10 protein-coding genes are annotated in these 19,792 nt (G+C 45.1%); all 10 read left to right on the top strand.

Annotated elements, in window-relative coordinates; all coding sequences use genetic code 11:
• A partial coding sequence (locus tag AC1DLM_RS20405) for an Ig-like domain-containing protein (protein ID WP_477570987.1) occupies nt 1-1,757 on the top strand: 1,757 nt, incomplete at its 5' end.
• 154 nt (nt 1,758-1,911) lie between these two features.
• Complete coding sequence (locus tag AC1DLM_RS20410) at nt 1,912-2,151, top strand: hypothetical protein (protein ID WP_441988741.1); 240 nt, start codon at nt 1,912-1,914, stop codon at nt 2,149-2,151.
• A gap of 841 nt (nt 2,152-2,992) precedes the next feature.
• Nucleotides 2,993-3,940, top strand: coding sequence for an ABC transporter permease (locus AC1DLM_RS20415; RefSeq protein WP_171632635.1), 948 nt, complete (start codon nt 2,993-2,995; stop codon nt 3,938-3,940).
• Between the two features lie 13 nt (nt 3,941-3,953).
• Nucleotides 3,954-4,823, top strand: coding sequence for a carbohydrate ABC transporter permease (locus AC1DLM_RS20420; RefSeq protein ID WP_477570988.1), 870 nt, complete (start codon nt 3,954-3,956; stop codon nt 4,821-4,823).
• Nucleotides 4,824-4,894: 71 nt separating this feature from the next.
• Entirely contained in the window at nt 4,895-6,481 is a 1,587-nt protein-coding gene (locus AC1DLM_RS20425; RefSeq protein WP_477570989.1) for an extracellular solute-binding protein, read from the top strand.
• A 93-nt stretch (nt 6,482-6,574) separates the two neighbouring features.
• Entirely contained in the window at nt 6,575-8,314 is a 1,740-nt protein-coding gene (locus AC1DLM_RS20430) for a sensor histidine kinase (RefSeq protein ID WP_441988744.1), read from the top strand.
• Nucleotides 8,311-9,936 carry a response regulator transcription factor gene (locus AC1DLM_RS20435; RefSeq protein ID WP_441988745.1) on the top strand — a complete coding sequence of 542 codons (1,626 nt, stop codon included), beginning with the start codon at nt 8,311-8,313 and terminating at the stop codon, nt 9,934-9,936. Before AC1DLM_RS20430 ends, AC1DLM_RS20435 begins: the two co-directional genes overlap by 4 nt.
• Before the next feature lie 87 nt (nt 9,937-10,023).
• On the top strand, nt 10,024-12,249 hold the full coding sequence (locus AC1DLM_RS20440) for an FAD-dependent oxidoreductase (RefSeq protein ID WP_477570990.1): 2,226 nt from the start codon (nt 10,024-10,026) through the stop codon (nt 12,247-12,249).
• 7 nt (nt 12,250-12,256) lie between these two features.
• A complete protein-coding gene (locus AC1DLM_RS20445) occupies nt 12,257-13,465 on the top strand; it encodes an SGNH/GDSL hydrolase family protein (RefSeq protein WP_477570991.1) in 1,209 nt (402 codons plus the stop codon).
• A gap of 577 nt (nt 13,466-14,042) precedes the next feature.
• The gene (locus AC1DLM_RS20450; protein WP_477570992.1) at nt 14,043-19,646 is read left to right on the top strand and encodes a golvesin C-terminal-like domain-containing protein; all 5,604 of its coding nucleotides are present in this window, start codon (nt 14,043-14,045) and stop codon (nt 19,644-19,646) included.
• Nucleotides 19,647-19,792: the final 146 nt, after the last annotated feature.

Consider the following 19,792-nt stretch of genomic DNA (forward strand, 5'->3'; position numbering starts at 1 on the left):
GCAATGCGATTACATTTGGGCGTCAAGCTAATGGCGCTAACCCTGGTGCTTCCAAACAGCTTAGATTTTCTCAAATAAAAAATGGCGCTCAAATAGATAAAAACTACGATGACCCAGTGGCTCCTGCGGATATCTACTTGAAAATTGAAAAATCCGGAACCATTTACAAGGGCTATTATAGCAGCGACGGTACAAAGTGGACTCAGGTTGCCGATATGTTCGACATGGCGATAACGAATCCCAAAGTAGGCATTTTTACAAGAAAATTTAATATGGCTATTCCTGTAAAAACTGCGGAATTTACGAATTTTACTTTGAACGGCAGCACGATACCATTTGCATCTCCGAATTTAGTTGCCAACATAAACGTATCCGGAGCGGGCGGAGCATCAGCGATAACGACGAAAGGCGGCACACTGCAAATGTCTGCAGATGTATGGCCTGCAAATGCCGTTGATAAAACATTCACTTGGTCCGTCGTCAACGCGGACGGAACGGCAACGGATAAAGCGACCATCAGTGCTGGAGGCTTGTTAACCGCTGTTAAGGAGGGAGTGGTGAAAGTCATCGCGACAGCCCATGACAGCTCAGGTGTTAAAGGAGAAGCGAATATCACCATCAGCGGACAAATTGAAAATGTAACTGCAGCTACATTAATCGGTCCGAATGCAGTCTATCAGCAACAGCAATTCGATTTGACTGTTGGCGTGAGCAGCTTGGTCTCCAGCTTCACTACGGTCGATGTCATTCTGAATTATGATCCGAACTTGCTGGAGTTCGACACAGTAATCAATAGCAACGGTTCTCTCTCCTTGACTGACGGTGCCCTGAGCTCACTAAGAAATCATTTCAACGTGTTGGGGACCGCGATCAAGGCCGATAAAGGCCAGATTCTAATCATTATGGCCAGCGAGGGAAATGACACCGCGATAAGTACGATCGGAAATCTGTTAACCATACACGCCAAAACGAAAGCGGGGGTTGCAGCAGGGGAAACAACGGTGTCGTTATCCGACTTTATGGTTTCCCTCGCGGGTTCGGGTACGCCAGTTACCGGAGCATCTCTCAGCATTCAAATTAAAGATGTGGATAAAGCGGAATTGAACGCTGCGATTATTGCCGCGCAGAACAAGCATGATGCAGCGACGGAAGGAAACAATATCGGCCAGTATTCGAACGGATCGAAAGCGATATTACAATCAGTAATTAACAACGTCAAAGCGGTACGCGATAACGCAGCATCAACCCAAACGGAAGTCGCGGATGCAATGAGTGCTCTAAATGCGGCGTTGACAACGTTCAATAATTCAGTACACACCGATCCTGGTACTGTAGATAAATCTGCATTGAGCAAAGCAATTAGTGCTGCGCAAAGCAAGCATGATGCAGTGACTGAAGGCACCAAAATCGGTCAATACCCGGCGGCTGCGAGAACGGCATTGCAAGCGGCTATAACAAGCGCTAACGCAGTATTAAGCAGCTCGGCAGCAACGCAGACGCAAGTGAACACGGCGACAACAGATGTGAATACGGCACTGCAAACATTCCTGACGAAGATTGTTACGCTAGTTCCGGGTCAAACGAGTGTCACCATCAATGATCTGTCCGTCATCTCCAAGTATTATGGAACGAAGTCAACAGATGCCAACTGGATTGAAATCGAAGCAGCCGATATCTTTAATAGTGGCAAAATCGATATTCAAGTCCTTGCGGCAGTAGCAAGAATGCTTCTTGACGACTGGCTTTCGGAAAATTAATTCTTAATTCGGTTGTGGAAGCAGTTTGAATCAGCAATCATTTTACTAACAGTAAGATGGTAGTTAAAATATAAGCTGTCAGTCAGTACCCGCCTAGCCACGCGTTGACGCTGACCGCGATCACAATTTCGCTTATGGCGAAGCCATCGAAATTGTGATCGCAAGTAATCAGGCGAAGGCCGAGACGCAGCGCATGCTGCGCGCGGTGCAGCATGCGCTGCTGATTCTTCACCCGCCAGAGGAGGCAGGCGAAGAGGTGCGCAAGCTGACTCCGCTCGTGCAAGACAAGCTGCAGCTTGGAGGGCGGGCCACAGCGTATGTGTGCCAGAACTTCGCGTGTCAGGCGCCGACACAAGACATCGCGGACCTTGAAAATCTCTCCACACAACACTGATAATAATTATCATTATTGGTTACAATAAAGGTAGAACAGAAAAAGAGGCCATAAAGGCCTCTTTTCTAACTCACTCATTCATGTTTAGTTAGGTACTAGATCTTGGACTCGAATGTACGACAATCCGTTTCCTCTGGATTACGAGCTTGATTGCCACCGTGGTGACTCACGATCGAAATCGAGCTAGAGCTTCATAGGGTGGGCGAAAGGGACCTTTTTTTATACATGGAGCTAAAAATCTGTTTGCACTGCTTTTTGACTACTTAGAATCTCGGTCATTAGGGAAAATCCACTTAAGTAAATGAGGTTTATTGTGATCGATATGACACTAATCTCAAGATGAGAAAAATACAATTACAGAAGTTCAAAGGACAAGTGAAAGCACCTGATTAGGGTCGCGCTCACTCTGTCCGTTTTTTCATTTCTGGGGGTATGGGTAAGAGAAGGCCAAGCGAATAACTGGATTTTCTGCAGCTAATTCAAGCGAAATCACGGCATTTCGCAAAATAACTGGATTTCCTCCCGTTATTTCAGGCCGGTTTTGCCAATCTGGACATTTCGAGCAAAATTAGATGTAGAAAATCCAGTTAAACTCCCTAAAGGCTAGTTTTACCAGTTAATCCCCAAAAGCTACCCAGCCTGGGAAAGATAAGTTGGCTATATTTCTTGAGAAACGCTACCGTCCAATAAGGACGGCGTTAGACGTTTTTTTCATGCCAATTGTATTGGCATTCTCCATGGACCGACTACTTAATATCTTGTAAGAAATTCTAGAAATCACAGAAATTTATCCGATAGGCGGATGCTATTATACAAATATAAATAAAGACGAGGTGATGATATGCAAGCAAAACTGGCAACGGACGCCCTTCCCACCCCGAAAAAGCGGGATTCATGGATAAGAACGATAAGCAGATATAAAGTGATGTATGCGCTCTTATTTCCGGCATTAGTGTACTTTGCCGTATTCAAATATATTCCTATGGCAGGAATCATTATTGCTTTTAAAAACTATAACCTCGCCTTGGGACTATGGGATAGCCCGTGGGTGGGATTGAAAAATTTCAAAGATTTTATCAATGGCGTTTATTTCTGGGACATTATGAGAAATACGATTATCATATCGCTGTATAAGCTATTGTTCGGTTTCTCCGCTCCTATCGTACTTGCTTTACTTCTCAATGAAGTGTATACCCAATGGTTTAAGAAAATCGTGCAAACGATCACGTATTTGCCCCATTTTCTGTCATGGGTCATTGTTTATGGACTGATGGTGGCGTTATTAGCACCAGGGGATGGCCTTTTTAACATGATTTTTAAGGAAAATGGGATTCAGCCTATCTCCTTTCTAACGGAACCTGCCTGGGGTAGACTGCTGATCATCCTATCTGAAATATGGAAGGATATTGGCTGGGGAGCGATCTTATACCTTGCCGCATTAGCGGGCATTGATCCAAGTTTATATGAAGCAGCTCGAATTGATGGGGCTTCCAAGTCGAGACAGCTATGGCATGTCACATTACCCGGCATTCGAGGCGTCATTATTCTGATGCTGATCCTGAAATTAAGTCATATTCTGGACGCTGGTTTTGACCAGATATTCATGTTTGCGAATAGTTTTAACCAAGAGAAAATCGACATTATCGACACATGGGTATACCGTGAAGGGTTGGAGCGTCTGAAGATTGGTTTGGCTACGGCTGTGGGATTGTTTAAAGCTATCATCGGATTTGCTTTAGTTTTGGCTGCGAACAAGATTGCCAAAAAATTCGATGGGCAAATTTGGTGAGGTGGTTTTATACATGATTAATTTGACAGTCGGGGAAAAAATATGGCAAGTAGTCGTATATTCTATTCTTATTATACTAGCCCTACTTTGCTTACTTCCCTTTTTATATGTCGTTGCTGTATCAGTGACGCCAGAATCGGAAGTAGTAAGAAAAGGAATTGTGATTATTCCAGAAACCTTTACGTTCCTAGCCTATAAAGAAGTGTTCATTTCTCATGGTATAGGGCAGGCGTATAAAATTACGTTGTTTCGAACGATCGTAGGCACGGCGCTAAATGTGCTTTTTACGGTACTAGCTGCTTATCCGTTGTCCAAAAAATATTTGCCGGGGCGCAGCACGTTTTTAATATTCATTGTGTTTACCATGATGTTCAGCGGAGGTTTAATTCCGACATATTTGTTAATCCGCTCTCTAGGATTGCTAAACAGTCCGTGGGTATTGATTATCCCGCATCTCATTAGTGCATTTAATCTGGTCATTATTAAAGGCTTTTTCGAGCAATTGCCTGCTGAAATCGAGGAATCGGCGAGGGTCGACGGCGCAAGTGAACTTCAAGCGCTTTGGAGGATCATTTTACCACTCTCTATGCCTGTGCTTGCTACGATTTCCTTATTTTACGCCGTGGGGCATTGGAACAGTTATTTCGATGCCATTGTTTACTTGAATGATGCGAACTTAATGCCGCTTCAAGTTGTCTTGCGCAACATTCTGCTTAACATTGCATCAGAAAGCGCTGAATCGATGGCCAATTCCGGAACGGTTAGCAAATTCGCTGTGCAAATGGCTGCTGTCGTCGTGACGACGGTTCCGATCTTAATCGTGTATCCATTTATGCAAAAGCATTTTACAAAAGGTGTGCTTATGGGATCGATTAAAGGTTAAAAGGCAATTCTTACCTAGGTTGTTACGGGGACACCGTGATAATATATATACAAGCAAAAGGAGAGGTCAATATGGAACGTAAAAAGATTACATTTACTGTTCTGGCTGCTGTCGTAGGGCTGGGAACGCTATTGTCAGCATGTGGGAATCAAGAAGAAGCTAAGCCTGCAGCTTCGAGCAGCCCTCAAACCGAGGCTAACAAGTTTGCGACCAAAATGAAAATCTCGATGTTTAACCAAGGGACTTTCAATGCTGCTGCTCCGATACCTCCACGTGAAGAAGATATTCAACGCCAAATGTTGGAAAAGGCGATGAACATCGATTTGGATATGACGATTCCTCAAGCTGGGCAGGCAACAACCAAACTGAATACGTTGATTGCAGGAGGAGATATTCCCGATTTGCTCTTCTTGAAGAGTCGATCCGATCTCGCACAATATTATGATCAAGGTGTGCTTGCGGATCTGACGCCATACTTGGATCAATTTCCGGAATTGAAGAAGCGTTTTGCTAAAGACTCCTGGGAGGCGACGTCCTATCTGGGCAAAACGATTGGAGTTCCAGGTTATGATAATGTAAACGGTATCAGTCGAAGCTACTTTATCCGGAACGATTGGTTAAAAAAGCTAGGCATGAAAGTGCCGACAACCCCTGACGAGTTGTTCGAAGTGATGAAAGCCTTTACGGAGAAAGACCCTGATGGCAACGGCAAGAATGATACGTACGGATTCATTGGCGGTATGAATAAAGAAGGCAATCTGCAAACCTACGGCTTCGATAGCTTGATGTGGATGTTTGGCGTCAATCCTCCCTCCGCCATTGATGTGAAAGATAACAAACCGGTGTACTTATTTATTGATCCTAAAATGAAGGAAGCACTCGCTTACATCAATAAAATGATGACAGCGAAAGTTGTGGATCCAGACTGGGTGACGATGAATACGCCTGATTTGTTGGACCAAAAGTTATTTAAAGGTAAAGTTGGCTTCATGATCAGAGATGCCCGCAGACTAGAACCGGATTATCAGCAGAAAATGAAAGAAATCGGCGGAGAAGTACCGGAATGGATCGTTATTCCTCCAATGAAAGGGCCATACGGCGATCAAATCGTAGAGAGAAAATCGTTCCAAGGCAATTCATGGGCCATTTCCAAGAAAGCGGATAAGGAGAAAATCATTCGGATCCTGTCTATGCTGGAATATATGTTTACGGACAAAGAAGCCTACCCGAATTTCGCATACGGAATTAAAGGAATTCATTGGGATGTCGTAGACGGCAAGATCAAAAATAAAAACTCTGAATTATCCAAGGAAGTGAAAGAAAAGTACCTATGGGTTGATCATTATAGAATGCCGCGTCGTGGCGATGATGCCGAGTACTTCAGCTTCCAGAATCCGAAGACAGCAGAAGCTTTCACGAACAATCAGAAATATGTGGGTCTTACTTTACCTGGTAACTTGTTGACGGCAGATCCGAGTGATAGCTTAGCAGCAGACCGCACACGTTTTATTAATGAAAGCTTAGTCAAATTTATGTCTGGTAAAGATCCTCTAACCAACTGGGATAATTTCCTCCAAACATTGGATACCAAGTTCGACATGCAGAAATACAAGGATACAGCAGTTAAACAATTTAAAGAAGCAGGCTTAATTAAGTAATCGACGAAGAGAGTGGCGATAAATCGCCCCTCTCTTTGTTGTCCTATACTATGCTATGCTTAGTTTAATCCAGATTTAAAAGGAAGATGACCGATGCGAAGAAGAATCAGCTTGCCTATAAAACTATTTATGATTGTATTTGCGTTTGTATTAAGCTGCATCATCTTGATAAGCCAATTGTCCTATCGCTATGTACAGAAGGAAATAAGAACCAATGACATTTATTACACAAACCAAATACTGGACAAAGTTGACCAGTATCTAACGGTTAACTTTTCTTCCTTCCAGACGATTTTGTTCTCGGTCGAGACTTCGGTGAAAGCAAACATTGCCAATACGGAAGTGATTAAAAAGCAATTAAGAGAGCTCTATGAACTAAACAGTAATTACGTGAGTAACATTTACTTGATCAATAGTGATTTATCTATTCTAGGCGGAAGTACGACTACGCGAATTTTCGATGAACCTTTATCGGACAGAAAACCCTTATTTGATGCGGCCGACAAGAACAAACGAACTACATTTGTCAGTGATCCTTATAAATCGAAGTATTCCGGTTGGACCGTTACGATGGTGCGATATCTGAACGTCACTCCGACTCCTATGGCTATTGCTGTAGATTTGGATCTAAATGCGATTGAAGAAACCTTGTTTAAGATTAATAAAAAAGAACGAATGAATCTAGCTTTGATTACCACATCGGGTAAAATTATTGCTGGATTTTCGGAAAATAGAGGCCCCCTAAGTATTCAAGATCATACGTTTTCAATCGGGGAAATGTCGGCAGAACAAATTCTTGATACGACAGGAACAAGCTTACAACTCCATACCAAAGATGGCTTGCCGGTCTCCATTCTGAAGAAACCGACGGAGAAATTCAATTGGTTCCTCATCTCGATGAATGATGAATCTCGCATGGAAGCTGCGTTGTCCAGATTGGAAAACTATTATCTCGGACTTCTTGTTGCAGGCTTGCTACTAAGTTTGTTCATTTCCTTCTTTATTGCCAAATATATAAGGAATCCGCTCTATGCACTCAAAACAAAAATGAAGCGGGTAGAGCAAGGCGATTTGACAACGACAGTTACCATTAACAGAAACGATGAATTCGGTGACCTTTCCCTAGCCTTCGACCGTATGCTGCAGCAAATTGTGGAACTGATACGGCGAGCAGAGCTTCATAATGAACTGGAGCGGAAACTGGAAATCCAAGTGCTGCAATCTCAAATAAACCCTCATTTTCTCTATAATACGCTTGGATCAATCAGCAATGTCATACGTCTCGGACAAATAGAGAAAGTAGATGTGGTCATCGGGTCTCTAATTGCCATATTGGAATACGGGATCGCCGACGCTTCGGAGAAGGTTTCACTACGTCAGGAGTTGCGCAATGTATCGGACTATATCGCGATCCAGAACATCCGTTATAATAGGCACTTTCATCTGATTGAGCATATCGAAGAGGGGCTAATGGATTTTCCGGTTTTTCGTATGCTGCTGCAGCCCATTGTGGAAAATAGTATCTTCCATGGCTATAACGGCGGTGGAATCGAAGGCTCGATTACGATTCATGCGTACAGGAAGGGCGGCTTCGTCATGGTCGAAGTCATTGATCAAGGCGAAGGCATTCCAGCGGATCGCATACAGCATATTTTAATCGCAGACCCGAGTGATCTGGAAGTAAAAAGGAAAAGAATCGGGTTAAACAATATTCATGGTCGAATAAGACTTCACTATGGGGAGCAGTTCGGGCTCCAAATTATAAGCACGCCTCAGGAGATGACATGTGTTCGCGCTGTATTCCCTGTAGGTTCGTTTAAAGGAGATGTATGACGGTGAGAGACTACACCTGCTTCATTGTTGACGATGAAGATCTAATCATTCAACGCTTGGAATTATATTTTAGCGAGCTCTCCCATAAGGAAACGCGATTCCATTTAATCGGGAAAGCGAATAATGGGCTGAAGGGGATCGAGGAGATTTTAAAGCTCAAACCGGACATCGTCATCTCCGATATCGTAATGCCGCGAATGGATGGGATCGCCATGATTGAGCAGTTAAAGTTGGAGCTGCCTCAGACCCAATTCATTCTTCTGACCGCCTATTCGACGTTTGAATATGCACAGCGAGCTATCCATGCCAACGTCATGGAGTACATTGTTAAGGTTCCCTTGAATGAAGCAGATTTGGATCGAGCTTTGGGTAAGGCAGCTGGCATTTTGGATGAGGTTAAGAAAAAAGAAGAGGAATTTCAATCTTTAAACGTGTCCGTTCTTGAAAATAAATACAGGGTCCGCAAGCAATTTTTTAACGAACTGATTAGAGGCGAAATACCTTCTCATCGCGTATCGAATTTTGCCAATCGTATGGAGTCCCAGTTCTTTCAAGCCAACTACTGTTGCTTTATTGTTGAAATGAATCTGTATGAAAGTTTCCGAAATGAATATTCAGCGGTTGATCAAAACATTTTGAAATATGCGATTACGAATGTCATCGAAGAAACGGTGATGAATAGTGGCAGAGGTGTAGCTACAGATCTGTCCGATAATCGTTTTATTGGCTTTCTTTCGTGGGAACATAATCGCAGTGAAATGGATACGGAATTTGCTTGCCAGGAATTAGGAAGTCAGATCGTCACTCATTTACAGCAGTATTTGAATCAAAGGGTATCCGTAGCTTTTGGCGGTCCGCATCGAGGTTGGGAATCCATCAGACAAGCTTACACGGAAGCTCAAAATGTGAGTGAGGATTTCTATTATCATGCAGAAAAAGTAGTCAAAACACCCGCGCATCGGTTCCATTACCGGAATGACAAAAGAGAGGAATTCCAGCAGAAACTTGCTGATTTTCTTGTAGGGGTACAAAGACAAGTTTCCAAAGAAGAGCTGGAGAAAGAATTTGCTGAGTTAAACCAATTTGCTACGGATCATAAAATTCATAGGTCCATCATGGCACCTATGCTTCGAGACTTGTACAGAGACATCATTATGAAATTTAAATCGGGGAACACGTCGACCACGGATATAGCCGAGTTTCCTATAGAATTTATGGCATTTCGAGAGCAACTTGCCTATATTAGTGACTTCACATTCCAATATGTACACGCCGGTCAACTTTTACATCGGGCAGAAATCATGAGAGCCATGCGCTTTATTGAGAAAAATCTGAAACAGCGTTTAACCTTGGAGGCGATTGCTGAGGATGTAAACTTAGCGCCATCGTATTTTAGCAGCCTATTTAAGAAAACAATGAACGAAGGTGTAATCAGCTACATCAACCGTAAAAAAATCCAACTGGCGCTCGAACTGTTAAATGTTCAAGATTATTCGTTATTGGAATTGTGCGAGGAAGTAGGCATTGTCAATGAAGGATATTTCTGCAAACTATTTAAAGAATATACGGGTGACACACCTAAGCAATATCGGATCAAAATGACACGGTATGAATCTAAATAAAATATGATTTTTTCTTGAAATCATGTAAATAAACAGCGAACAAAAGGCTTACCATGATAGATGTATCTAATCATGGAGGTAATCAATATGGAGCTTATTAAAGCAGATGTAACCGTCGTAGGCGGGGGGATTGCTGGGCTATGCGCTGCGATTGCTGCTGCTCGTCAAGGGCTGCAAGTGTCGCTTATTAATGATCGGCCAGTTCTTGGGGGAAATGCCAGCAGCGAGGTTAGGGTTCATATCAATGGGTCGGCCTATCTTGGCAAAAGTCCATCCTATTATGCACGTGAGGGCGGATTGATAGAAGAGCTCAAATTGAAGATTTTCCACTATAATCCGTTATATAACAAAAAGCTTATGCTTTCGCTTTCAGATACGGTCTTGTTGGATATGGTTTATGCTGAGCCTAACATTTCTCTATTTCTGAATACGTGCGTGCATGAAACGGGGATGGAGAATGGCAGAATCAAATGGGTGGAGGGCCTCCAACTGGCTTCCGAAAGAAAATACCGATTTGAAAGCCGAACCTACATCGATTGCTCCGGGGACGGGGTTGTCGGATTTCAGGCAGGTGCTCACTTCCGATGGGGGAGAGAAGCGAAGCATGAATACAAGGAAGACTTGGCTCCAGAAGTGGCTGACCATTACACCATGGGAGACACGATCCTTTTCCAAGCACGCAACGTAGAATATTCGGTTCCTTACAGGAGGCCGGGCTTTGCGTATGACATTACGAAGTTGCCCTTTTTTGAAAGTATCAAAAAAGGTTTGAACCATCGTGCTTTTCCTAGAAAAATCAACGGACTCGGCGGCTTGTGGTGGCTGGAATACGGCGGGCATATGGATGTTATCGCTAATAATGAAGACATCGCATTGGAACTGCGGAAATTGGTTTACGGGATTTGGGATTATATCAAAAATAGCGGCGAATTTGATGATGTGGACAATCTCATCTTGGATTATGTTTGCCCAATTCCAGGAAAACGGGAATCAAGGCGCTTTATTGGGAACCACATGTTGTCTCAGACCGATCTTACAGAAAAGCCGCATTTCGATGATGCAGTATCCGTCGGGGGATGGTATATGGACTTACATGCTGCGAAGGGCATCTACGATGAGGGACCGGCTACAGCCTGGAATTTCGTGCCTGGCTTATACAATATTCCTTTTCGGAGTTTGTTCTCCCAAAATGTACCTAACCTCATGTTCGCTGGTCGCAATATAAGTGCTACCCATGTTGCTTTCGGATCGACAAGGGTAATGGCCACCTGCGGTTGTATGGGGCAGGCGGTTGGAACGGCCGCTTCGCTATGCCTGAAATATGAAGTAGACCCCGCAGATCTCGTCGAAGCGCATATGGGAGAGCTGCAGTCGTTGCTGCTTCGAGACGGGCAAACGATTGTAGGGCTGAAAGAGGAATTGGATCCTTACTTTGCTGACGGATTACAGATTCGTGCCTCTTCGCAGCGCAGCTATGACAATCTTCATCCAACCGAAGCGATTCCCTTGGAGCAAGGGTTATGCTTGGTTGTGCCGATTGAGACATCTGTGGCGGAAAGCGTACGGGTCAAAATTAAAAATAGTTCCGAGCATTCGGAAACGCTGCATGTGAAGTTGTTTGGCGGGGATCGGAAGGAAAACTATATTCCAACCAGTCAGTTGAAAGACTATAGCTTAGCTATTGCAGCGGGTCATGACGACTGGATTACGCTGGACTTGGGCTTAGAGAAGCCGGCAGATGATAAAATTTACATCGTGCTGGAAGGAACGGAGAGCCTTGCCGTATACGGCAATGAAGAGAAACTGACAGGAGCGGTCAGCTTCCATTATAGGCCGGAAGAGCCGTCTAAGCTAAAGAAATTCAATAAGAGCATTTGCTTTCAGGACCTACTGCCATCGCAGAATATGTATAAACCCGAGAATGTCGTTAACGGCTACTCTAGACCTTATGGTCTGCCGAACGGCTGGATTTCCGAACGTACAGAAGGACAGGAGTGGTTGGAACTCATCTTTGCAAGTCCTAAACATCTGGATGAAATTCATCTCGTTTTCAACTCACAGCTGGATTTGGAACATTTCGATGATCCGATTGAGCCGCTTATCCAAGATTATGATGTGACCTTGACCTTAGAAGATGGAACAGAGAATGAAATCAGTATCCGTGGCAATTATCACACGTTGAATAAACATAAGGTGGATGCAAAGGGTGTTACCCAAATCCGGATTCATTTCAGCGCAACTTACGGTTCGCCTTATCATGAAGTGTTTGCTGTAAAATTGTTTGCTCCTAAAACGATCAGTGAGGTCAGGTGAAGTCGTGATGCAGGAATTATTCCCTCGAAGAGGGTTACCTAATGTCATTCAGAAGTTGGAAAATGGGGAAACGGTGACAATCGTCTATTTTGGCGGCAGTAATACGCGTTCTGCAGGATATCGAGTCATGACGGCGGACTGGCTTCGTAAGCAATATCCCGAGGCGGATATCCGCAGTGTGAATGCAGGCATTGACGGAACTGGCTCGGATTTGGGCTGTGCCCGTTTGGAGACGGATGTGCTTCGTCATGAGCCTGATCTCGTGTTTGTTGAGTTTGTCGGTAACGATGGCGGAGTGCCCGAGTCGAAGGCGCGGATCGAAGGAATCGTCCGTCAAATCCGTAAGATGAGCCGGTTTATCGATATCCTATTCGTTTATACGGTGAAAGAGCGAGACGTGGTAGGATTTCAGGCTGGGGAATACCAGAAGGGAGCCCTCATGCAAGAGGAAGTAGCCGACTATTATGGTATTCCTTCGATTCATCTGGGCGTAGCGGTCAGTCAATTGGTGACGGAGGGCAAGCTCGTTTTCACTTCAAAGGCAGGAGAGTCCATTCCCGGGGCTATTGTTTTTACGCATGATGCGATCCATCCGATCATTCCAGAAGGACACCAGATTTATACGGATACGATCACTCGGTCATTTGAGCGGATTCGTGATCTTGGGGTTAGTTCGGGAAGCGTTGAACATAACCTGCCTCAAGCCACCTTGGTCCCGTCCAATCCGTGGGAGTACGCATCGATGCAGCCGCTGGATGGTCTTGCCCATTTTTCGGCAGGATGGTCTTACGTGACGCCCGATGATTTTGAACTGGCCCGCAAGTACGATTGGTTGTTCCCCGGCCTATGGCGAGCAGTCGATCCTGGAGAGGCGATCACCGTGCAGTTCGAAGGCACGCACATCGGGCTGTTCGATATCGGAGGACCTGATTCCGGTAGATTGAAGGTGACGGTGGATGGTGGAGAGCCCTTCTTGGTCGACCGGTTCACCCTCTACAACGATCATAATCGAAATCAGTTTGTTTACTTACCAGAGCTTCCGAATGGAAGACATACGGTTCGCTTCGAAATCGATAACGAGAAGACAGACAAAGCGGCTGTGTTTGAAGCATCCGGCAACGAGCGAAGCAGGCAGCATGTTATGGAGCATCCGGATTGGTACGATCAAACGGTGATCCAGCTTGGGAAGTTGTTGTTGGTGCAGCCGCCTGTATAATGGATAGGAGAGGCTTTGCTGCTTGGAAAACCTGCATGGTACCTGACTGCTGCCCAGCAGTCTATAACCATGTAGGTTTTTTACCTTTTTGCGCAGGGGGGATCCTAGATGCCTTATTTAGCTGAAGTCGGCTTAAATCGAATTCGAGGGGAACGTAGATGCGCTAATTGGATGAATTGAAGTCATTTATCGTGTTTTTCGGCAAAATAGGGCATTGTAGTTCCTCTTCGATTATGATTTCGCCTATTTATTCGCAATTAGGACATCCTAGTTCCCTTTCGGGGGAGGACGTAAGCGTATGGGACAGTCTCATCTTTCTAATTGGCGATAAAAGCAACATCTAAAACGCGGTTGCTCCTCCTCAAAGTACTGCAATAGAAGCTTTTTCACTTAAAATCTTATAAGAAATTCTAGAAATCGAAGAAATTTCACAGCTAGGTTACATGCTATGCTACAAAAGACGAAGGCGATTACCAAAAGGATACGGTAAATCGCTTCGTAACGATCATTCTAACAAAGGGGGGTATTATTGTTTGTGTTGAAAGCGCTGTCAATATAGGGAGAGGATGTGAGTGATATGTTAAAAAGGAAGCTGCCTTTAATCGTTTTAATGATGACGATGATAGTGCCACTGAACTTTCTCGGAGTAAGCTCCACTAATGCGGAGTCCTTACCGAATAAGACGATCATCATCGATGATGGGAGCATCACGATTAATGGTGTTGTGACACCTGATGTGGATAACATGAATAACGGATACTCGGCTCCGAATTGGACCACAAGTACAGGTGTGAAGGGGTATGATAACTCCAGTTCCAAATATACAAGTACAGTAGGCAGAACCATAACGTGGAATCCACGATTGGACGCAGGAACGGCGAGAATATCGTTCTACAAGCTTGATTGGGCGGATAAAGCAGATAGCAATGTGAAAATCGAAATCGTTCATAATGGCACGACGGATGTTCAATTTATAGATTTGAGACCTTCATTCGGGGCGGCTGTGGGTTGGGTTGATTTGGGGGAGTACTATTTTTCCGGGATTGGTGAAGAATTCGTTAAATTGACCCGCTCTACCGGCAGCACCAGCACAATACTTACGCGTGCGGATGCGGTTAAATTCGAAGGGAATATTCAGCAAAAAGAGCCCCATAAGACGATTATTATTGATAATGGAAGCATTACGACGGATGGTGTCGTTACCGTTGATGTGGATAACAAGAATAACGGATACTCAGCTCCTTATTGGAGCACGAGCACGGGGGTGAAAGGGTATAATAATTCCAGTTCCAACTATACAGATGCTGTAGGAAGAAGCATTACATGGAATCCGCGATTGGAAGCAGGGACGGCGAAAATATCGTTCTACAAGCTGGATTGGGCGGATAAAGCAGATAGTAATGTGAAAATCGAGATTGTTCATAATGGGATTACGGATGTCATGTTTATGGATCTAAGGCCCTCATCAGGACCATCCGTCGGTTGGGTTGATTTGGGGACCTATTATTTCAGTGGTGCTGATACGGAGTTTGTCAGGCTGACACGAACACAACCTACGACCGGAACAATCATTACGCGTGCGGATGCAGTTAAGTTCGAAGGGAATATCCGGCAGCAAGCGCCACCTCTACCTCCGCTGCGCAGCCGCACATTGGCGAATCTCAGCTATACGGAGAAAGGCAGCATTGAAAACGCAAACTATAAGGCGACTTTCTATGAAGCCGCTTGGGATGGCGGCAAATCCATCGTTCGTGATCTGTTCTACAAGGACACGGTGACAGGGAACTGGGTGCCAATGAATACGGTGCCGGAAAGACTTGAAGAACAATGGGTCTTATTGGATGGGAATGCGGGAAGTCGAACCAATTACTACGATACGATGAACAAACGCTGGATTACATTCGACGGGATCCATTTCCCTGATAGCCATACGGCCGTATTAACCGATTCTTTGCATGGAAGCGATTACGATTTACAAGTAAACTGGTCATTGGCAGGGGACAAACCTGATGTTTCCTTTGCTTTTACACCTCGCCGGAACGGGAATTATGTGATTGGCTATCAATCTTTCACAACAGAGCTAGTCTCAGGCATCAATGAAGTGTTAAGTGGTTTCAGGTCGCATGCGAAAATGGTAGGATCAGTTGAATCAACTAGCTTGAGGGAGTTAAGTGCTCCGATGAGTCTAGTTGAGAAGAATGATGGAGCTGGAAATGCGATATCGTATGGTATATTTGCACCATCTGAGGAACTGCCGGTCGAGTTTGAACCGACGGGGGGCGTTTCCCAGCAACGGCTTGGCATGAGTCTTGTCAACAACGAAGGCAGCGTGCAGCCGATCCTATATGCGCCTCAACTAGGGACTTATTCACAAATGACCGCGGAAAGCACCTATCAGTTTCATATGGGGCTAATCGCTCAGAGAAGCAAACTGTATGAAGCCTACGAGGATATTCTCCGCACTGAATACGACTATTCGGCATACCGGGAAAATGTCGCGGATCAGTCGCTTACGGACGCGATGTTTAATATGATCGATCTGCTCAAGATCGAACCGCAGGGGGATGACTCTGTTAATTATGTCCCATCACCAAGCGGGTGGTGGAACCGGGCCAAGGGCTTCATCGATATTGAGAACGAGGATAGCGTTCGAACAACATCGAATGCGGCTCTTCTGGGGGCTTATTATTTGACTGGGGACGACCAGCTTTACAATACGAGGGCGTTGCCGTTAATTCAGTACGGGGTATCGCGAAATGGTATCGGTTGGTCGCCGACACAGAAGCCCGTATACAGCGTACCATCGTTATGGAAAATGGCAACCTTGCCATTCGACGTTTCAAGCGTTGCCGCTGTCAATCAATTGCTGGGTACTTCGGCAGGCATTGGGGCGCTAGGGCAGGAAGAGTATCTTGTGCGAGATCCGGATCAGAAAGATCGGGGACCTGTTATTCAGCCCCTTATGATGTATCGTATGACGGGTGATGCGCAGTATTTGCAGGCTGCCAAGGATGCAGCCGACAGCTATATCGCTCAAAATATCGATACGCCTGCATCCGTGAATGTGAGTAAAAATGAGTTTATTTATTATTATGGCAAGCTGTGGATGGAGATCTTGGAGCTGTACGAGGAAACGAAAGATTCCAAATATTTGAATGCCGCGTACAAGGAAGCCAAACAGTACGCCACCATGTTCGTTGCTCGTCCGGTTCCTGAAGGCACCGTTACGATTCCACAGCCGGAGACGTATAATTACGCGGAATCGTTCCATTGGCCGGAAAGTGGCAAATACGCCTATCCTAGGAGCAAGCTCCCTGAAGATGTAGCCGGTGGCGTACAAGCGGACAGTTGGCTTGTTTCTCCCAATGGGTTGACGTTTGAAGCGGGAAGTACAACCGGCTATTATCGGATGAACGCGCAGGAAGCGCCATTCATGATGAGATTATCGCTCTATACTGGCGATAAATTATTGCAGGATATCGCGCATAATGCGGTTATCGGACGATATTCCAACTATCCAGGGTATTACTATAAAGGCTTCGCGGTTAGTCAACTCCAACCGGATTTTCCTCTGCAAGGTCCAAGCGGGGCAACATCCATCTATTATCACCATATGCCGGCACAGCTCGGGCAAACGATGGATTATCTCATCAGCGAACAATCGCTGAAATCGAATGGAAGTATTACTTTCCCTTCCGTATTTGAAACTAATTTCTTATGGTTCAAATATCATCTCTATGGGAATAAGCCAGGACAATTTTACGGCAATTCTAATGTGTGGCTCTGGATGCCCAAAGGGATTATCGAAACCAACCATCCGCAATTGAACTGGATAACGGGAGAAAGCGGAAATAAATTCTACATCAGTTTAAGTAACGAATCGACGGCTGAGGTACAGACTCCGATCGAATTGAATGCGCAAATGATCGGGTTCAACCCAGCACTAGATTATAACGTAACCATCATCCGCGATAACGGGACACCAGAGCAAGCGGTGATGAGAGGCGGAATCATTCAGGCCACGGTTTCAGGCAAGGGGATAACTGCTATCATTGTGGAGGGACTTAATATTAATGTGCCGCTGCATCAGGTTAGAACTGCTGATACATCGGATGCGAGCTATTTCTTCGATGTCCACAGTCCAATCGATGCTGTTAAAGGCATGCTCATCGTCAAGCCCGACAAAACGTCCTACGATGCTTATGTGGAGGCAAAAACGACAAAGCCAGCGACGATCCATTACTCCTTGGATGGCGGGGCCACGTACACGACGGTTCCAGATACGATCTATCCGATGGAGTGGTCGATACGGGTAAATGATTTGTCCCAAACATTCACCTATTATGTGGAATCGGACGGAAAACAGACCCGCAAGCGGACGCTATATCTGCCAGATCACGTAGCAGTAACGCCAGTCCAACCAGAGTGGCAGGAGGAAGCATCCATTATTGTAGATAATACAGAGGCGGATACAGAAGGCGTCTGGATACGAGATACAACCGCCAATGACTACTACTATGATAACTATGTGTATGCGAAATCGACTGCGGGAACAGCAACAAGCACAATTAAATGGCGACCTGACCTACCAGAAAGCGTCACATATAATGTGTATTACAAGCTTCCGCAAATAACTGCCACTAGCGAAAATTGGGCAACCAACGCCTCCTTTACCGTTTATTATAGCGGAGGCTCCGAGACGGTTACCGTTGATCAGTCCATAGCCAATGGGACGTGGGTATTCCTAGGAGCCTATCCTTTTGCAGCAGGGGATAGTGGGTATGTCGAATTAACGAATAAAGCCAACAAGTCACGGGTAGTTGCTGATGCCATGATGTGGGTGGACCCTAATCGAACGCTCCAATTGGAGTCGGTGATCATCAAGTCGGATAGGGACGAATTACAGATGACGCAAGCTGCTCAACTGAGTGTAACTGGCTACTTGGACAACGGATTGATCGGTGATTTGACCCAGGCCAATGTGCAGTATTTCGTTGACAGAACCGATCTGGCAACAGTGGACAGTAACGGTTTGGTGACCCTTCAAAACCTAGATGGCGTAACGGATCACATCGAAGTGTGGGCCACGGTAACGATGGACGGAGTGACTTTAACTACACCACATTTGACCATAGCGATTAGGGATCTGACGATAATCGTCGACAGTACGAATACGTCCGGGTTATACACGACAGTAGGGTCTTGGAGCCAAAGTAATTTAGCCGGCTACAAAATTGGCGTGAAGTCCCGTTACTCTACGGTTCAAGGTTCATCGGCGACATGGAAGGCGCAATTCCCAGAAGGGAGATATGCGGTCTATATCTACAAGCTCGTCCATACAACGGCAAACGATAATCATGTCAAAGTCGAAGTGAAGCATCAGTCGGTCACCGAGGTGACCTATATGGATGCGACAGTTGGCTCATCGGGTTGGGTTAATCTTGGCACGTTCGACTTTACAGGAGACGGCAGCGAGTATGTTCGTTTAACTAGGGACACTCCGACTACGGTAGATCCGCCGACCCTTCCTGCTGATATGATTTATACGAGGGCCGACGCCGTTAAGTTCGAACGGCAATCCTTCAGTCCGGCATTGCATGCGAACGAGGTGCCAGGTAAACCGATACTATCGAATAATAGTGGTTATGCGTCAGGCTTATATGATGGCAATTATGAGGTTACGATGAATATGTGGTGGGGAAACAATGGCTCACTGTATAAGTTGTACGAGAATGGCCAATTGATTCAAACGAAGTCACTGGCCGATGCATCACCAGCAGCCCAGACTTCCATTATTCCAATTCAAGGTAAGCCAAACGGAACCTATGTGTATACATGTGTGTTATCGAATTTGTATGGAACGACTTCATGTGATCCACATACCGTCATCGTGAGTGATGCGAATCCCGGCAAACCTGTGTTGTCCAGTGACAACTGGGATCAAGATGGGAACTATACCATTACTGCTAATATGTGGTGGGGGACGAACGCAGTAGCATATCGATTATACGAAAATGGCGAACTTATTGAAACGCAAGCTTTATCTTCACACACACCAAGTGCACAATCAGCAATTACACAAATTTCGGGGAAAGCTCCTGGCAATTATCAGTATCGTGGCGAGTTTATAAATGGAAGTGGAACAACAGTAAGTGATGTTATACAAATTGTTGTAAAATAATCCTAAGAGCTGAGTGGATGAGAACGATCCATTCGGCTCTTTTATTACCGGCGTTCGCCCGGTCACATCCTTGAACATTCGAAAAACGGAGAACGCTTATTGGCGATATAAACAACCTTGAAAACGCGGTCGCTCATCCTCGAAGG

Source organism: Paenibacillus sp. 01T442, assembly GCF_056398345.1.

Excerpts from the sequence above, each read along its gene's own strand:
- AC1DLM_RS20415 (WP_171632635.1), top strand. The coding sequence starts at position 2,993 with ATGCAAGCAAAACTGGCAACGGACGCCCTTCCCACCCCGAAAAAGCGG.
- AC1DLM_RS20420 (WP_477570988.1), top strand. The coding sequence starts at position 3,954 with ATGATTAATTTGACAGTCGGGGAAAAAATATGGCAAGTAGTCGTATAT.
- AC1DLM_RS20425 (WP_477570989.1), top strand. The coding sequence starts at position 4,895 with ATGGAACGTAAAAAGATTACATTTACTGTTCTGGCTGCTGTCGTAGGG.
- AC1DLM_RS20430 (WP_441988744.1), top strand. The coding sequence starts at position 6,575 with ATGCGAAGAAGAATCAGCTTGCCTATAAAACTATTTATGATTGTATTT.
- AC1DLM_RS20435 (WP_441988745.1), top strand. The coding sequence starts at position 8,311 with ATGACGGTGAGAGACTACACCTGCTTCATTGTTGACGATGAAGATCTA.
- AC1DLM_RS20440 (WP_477570990.1), top strand. The coding sequence starts at position 10,024 with ATGGAGCTTATTAAAGCAGATGTAACCGTCGTAGGCGGGGGGATTGCT.
- AC1DLM_RS20445 (WP_477570991.1), top strand. The coding sequence starts at position 12,257 with ATGCAGGAATTATTCCCTCGAAGAGGGTTACCTAATGTCATTCAGAAG.
- AC1DLM_RS20450 (WP_477570992.1), top strand. The coding sequence starts at position 14,043 with ATGTTAAAAAGGAAGCTGCCTTTAATCGTTTTAATGATGACGATGATA.